The sequence below is a fragment of the Methylobacterium sp. WL18 genome (assembly GCF_008040015.1).
Classification (GTDB): domain Bacteria; phylum Pseudomonadota; class Alphaproteobacteria; order Rhizobiales; family Beijerinckiaceae; genus Methylobacterium; species Methylobacterium mesophilicum.
In genome coordinates, this window is the sequence record NZ_VRVD01001099.1 from 1 (window position 1) to 851 (window position 851).

1 pseudogene is annotated in these 851 nt (G+C 73.3%); it reads right to left on the reverse strand.

Features of this window, described 5'->3' with window-relative positions:
* Positions 1 to 475: 475 nt before the first annotated feature.
* Positions 476 to 851: pseudogene (locus FV228_RS33595) on the reverse strand (hypothetical protein); the annotation flags it as partial.

Below are 851 nucleotides of genomic sequence, written 5' to 3' on the forward strand. Positions count from 1 at the left end.
AGCAGCGTCACGGCCGTTCGGCCTTCCCGGCGGCGCTCCGGCAGGGCTGCCCGCCCCGCTCCCTCATCCGGAGAGGCCCGGAGGCCCTCGATCGATCGCCCTTCGGTCTCCCGGGCGCCGAACGCGCTTGCGCCTCGGGACAGGGCGCCCGTCGCGTTCCGTCATCGACCTCGGCCCCAAACCTGCGGGAGACGTCCCACCGCGGCTCGCGCGGCGGGATGGCCCTTTTGAGAAACGCGGCCTCGTCATCGCCCGCCCCGCGCGATGAATCGAGCAGCTCACAGCCCCCCACGGGCCGCCGCGCCGCGGCCGCCTCGCAGGAGGCCCCCGAATGCCGCGGCGATCCCCGGCACCCGCCTTCGAGGCCGCTTCGCGGCATCTCAGAATGACGGATCGGGTCGGGATATGGGTCGGTCACGAACGTCATGCGGCGGCGATCATAGGCGCAAACCGGCGCGGGCGCGCGGTCCTTCCCTCACGGCAGCAGCGCGAGGATGACGGGGCCGGCCGGCGCATCCGGCCCGGCGCCGACCTGGTCCGGCCGGACCCCGGCCTGGAGCAGATACTCGATCACGGCCTGGGCGCGCAGGCGCGGCAGGGCGAGGGGCGGGTCGTCCGTAGCCTCCTTGGGCGGTTGTTTTGCTGTTTTCTGAGACGATGCGGGCTTGGACGCGGCCGACTTGCCATCCGAAGTCTTGCCATCCGAACTCTTGGCAGCCTCGGGTTTCTTCGGGGCCGCGTGGGTCTCGGCCTGCGCCTTCGGGGCGGGCTTCGCCGGCTCCTTCGGCGCATCCTTGACCGCACCGGTCGCCGCCGGCTGGGCGGCCATCGGGGTCGGCGGGGTCTCGGTG